Consider the following 2,652-nt stretch of genomic DNA (forward strand, 5'->3'; position numbering starts at 1 on the left):
CTTTCGTTTGGTCTAGGTGGTTGCCTTAGCAACCACTTGTTAATAAAAAAAGAGAACATCTATCTAAAGATGCTCTCAAATTGAAGCATTGTTGGCCTATTAAATTGAATTATTGATTAAATAAAGAAGTGATGGGTAAATGGTCACGTCGCTTATTCAGCGTATGTACTTCTGCGAATTCTGATTTAAGAGATTTCATTAAGTATCCTTGCATGGCTTCAACGGTTTCATTTTTTTGAATAAGCATGGCTTTAAAACGTTTAAGAACATGAAGTATTTCTATTTCCATATCTTCTAACAAGTAGTAGCTATCAATCGCATTGTTGAAAGATGTTTTGGCTTTTAATAATACAGTTTTGATAATTTTAATTTCATCTACTTCAAAGTTACTTAGATATTTTTGAATACTCTGTGGTAGTTCTTCTAATAATTGGAACTTTAAAGCTTCATCATTAAAGTTTGGATTATAGTGATTTGAATGATTTGTGTGATTATTAGAATATGTTAGTTTATTATCATTCAAATCATCCGTATCATTACTCTCAATCTTAATATAATTAGTATCATTATAATCAGTATCATTAGACTGTGAATTTGGAAGTTCTTGACCACTGAAATTCACAGTTCTAGAACTTCCAAATTCATTGTTCTGGAACTGTGAATTTGGAAGTTCCTTGCTATGACTGGCTTTAATGTCATAATTAGGTTTTAATAGGTATAATCTATTTGGTTTATTAAGGCCAACACGTTCTTGAGTTAGTAAATTAAAACTTATTAACTCTTTTTTTAATTTTATAATTTTTTGTTCTGCATAACCTAAGTATTCGCACAAATGTTTATTACTGAAAATAAAGTAAATGTTATTATTTTTATCTACCCATTCATTTTGGATGGATAATTCAAAGCGATCTTTTAATAACGCATACATAATTTTGGCTTCCGCCGACATTTTTTTAAAATATACATCTTCGAATAAATATTTAGGTAGTTGATAAAACCTTTCAGTTTTTACTTGTGATAAATTGTATTTTTCAAAATTGGGCATAATAAAAACCTCATTTCCATTTTTAGGATTGAGGTAATAAAACAATTTTTACGTAAGTTATATGTTTTGTGCTTGCACTTAGATGATTAGATAGATATAATACAAGTATCAAAAAATATATAAACAAACGAGTGCGAATCGTTTTATTACCGAGAGTCAATGCTACGCCAATAGCATTGACTCTTTTAGTATTTATAAAGCAATATTAACACTTTTAAGAAAGTATATAAAGAGTTTTAAATATAGTTAAAAGCACATTGCCATGGCAAAATGTGTAGTTCATTGTTTTAGTGCCTAATTAAGATTCAAAAACATATTATAGGGACCTAATTAGGTACATATGTAGTAAATAGGTAGTAAATTTAGGTGGTAAATGATGAAATAAACTTGATTAGGTGGTAAAATTTAGGTACTAAATTAGGTACCTAAGGGTGGATGTTATGAGAACTATTAAAATGGTTGCTGATGAATTAGGTGTAACTAAACAAACTATTGTTAATAATGCTAAAAGTTTAAATATAACTTTTGAAAAAGAAAATGGGATTAATTATATTGATGATAATGATTATTTGAAAATTATAGAAAAAATTACTAAGAAAGAGAGTACAATCCAAAATAAAGAATCAGTAAAAAAAGAATTGTTTGGTGAAAATACTGCAAAAGCAGAAAAGAATATATATAATAATTCAAATAGTTCTAAGGCATTAAAAACAAAAGTAAACGAATTAGAAAAGCAAATAGAAATCTTTGAAACTAGAGCTAAAAATGATGAAAAATATATTGAGAATTTAACTAAGCAATTAGATCAACAAAATAGCAATGTTAATACATTAAATAAATTGTTGGAGAATCAACAAATATTAGCTTTAGAAAGCAATAAAAAAATTCAAAAACTAGAAAGCCAATTAGAAGAAGAAAGACAGCTTAATTATTCTTTTGATACAGCGACGAATAATAGACAAAATATTAATCCGCAAGAAGCAACTTTTACTGAAGAATCGCAAAATATCAACCAACAACAAACAAAGCGTCAACCAACAGAAGTAAATTACAAGGATATAGCTGAAGAGAAAAAGAACGACAGTACAAATGAAGGTGAATTAACAAAAGAGGATAAGTTCGTTGAAGAAACGAAGAGTGATCCTGATGATAATAGGGAGGTAGAACCACCTAAAAAGGGATTTTGGAGTCGTTTATTTGGTAACTAATTGCAATTAAAAAGGCACAACAAGTTTATGAACTTGTTGTGCCTTTTTAATGTGACTCAAACTTCTGATAATCATCGATTATGTTAATAAATGTAAAATCAAGCAGAACTTTTTTAATTTTAGCAACAATTTTTATTACCATTTTCTTTTTTCTCATTATTTTCGTCTTTTTTGTCTGTTTTCTCTTCAATTTTAACTGAACAACATGACTGTTCTTGAGGTTTTAATTTTTTTAATGTGTCTTTGATACCCATTTACTTCACCTCCTTAAATGATTAAGTTAACAATTAGACCAGTTGCAATAGCCACAACTAAAATTGCAATAACGAATGAGATTACAAATTTTTTCTTGAATAGTTTCGATAATAATACAACTTCTGGAATACTTGCACCAGCACC

3 protein-coding genes and 1 pseudogene are annotated in these 2,652 nt (G+C 27.9%); 1 reads left to right on the top strand and 3 read right to left on the bottom strand.

What is annotated here, in order from left to right:
* Window positions 1-109: 109 nt before the first annotated feature.
* Window positions 110-1,045 carry a replication initiator protein A gene (locus AC3WQX_RS12005; protein WP_037551369.1) on the bottom strand — a complete coding sequence of 312 codons (936 nt, stop codon included), beginning with the start codon at window positions 1,043-1,045 and terminating at the stop codon, window positions 110-112.
* Between the two features lie 440 nt (window positions 1,046-1,485).
* Between AC3WQX_RS12005 and AC3WQX_RS12010 the strand changes: the two genes are divergently transcribed.
* The gene (locus tag AC3WQX_RS12010) at window positions 1,486-2,253 is read left to right on the top strand and encodes a DUF536 domain-containing protein (protein WP_030062665.1); all 768 of its coding nucleotides are present in this window, start codon (window positions 1,486-1,488) and stop codon (window positions 2,251-2,253) included.
* Between the two features lie 119 nt (window positions 2,254-2,372).
* Here AC3WQX_RS12010 and AC3WQX_RS12015 read toward each other — a convergent pair whose 3' ends face one another.
* Window positions 2,373-2,507 (bottom strand): hypothetical protein, encoded by a 135-nt coding sequence (locus AC3WQX_RS12015; protein WP_002441931.1) that lies wholly within the window; start codon window positions 2,505-2,507, stop codon window positions 2,373-2,375.
* A gap of 13 nt (window positions 2,508-2,520) precedes the next feature.
* Window positions 2,521-2,652, bottom strand: a pseudogene (locus AC3WQX_RS12020) (permease); the annotation flags it as partial.

The sequence above is a fragment of the Staphylococcus sp. FW104-15G4D genome, from assembly GCF_058790135.1.

Bases quoted from the DNA above. Each gene is read 5' to 3' on its own strand.
- AC3WQX_RS12010 (WP_030062665.1), top strand. From the start codon at position 1,486: ATGAGAACTATTAAAATGGTTGCTGATGAATTAGGTGTAACTAAACAA.
- AC3WQX_RS12015 (WP_002441931.1), bottom strand. From the start codon at position 2,507: ATGGGTATCAAAGACACATTAAAAAAATTAAAACCTCAAGAACAGTCA.
- AC3WQX_RS12005 (WP_037551369.1), bottom strand. From the start codon at position 1,045: ATGCCCAATTTTGAAAAATACAATTTATCACAAGTAAAAACTGAAAGG.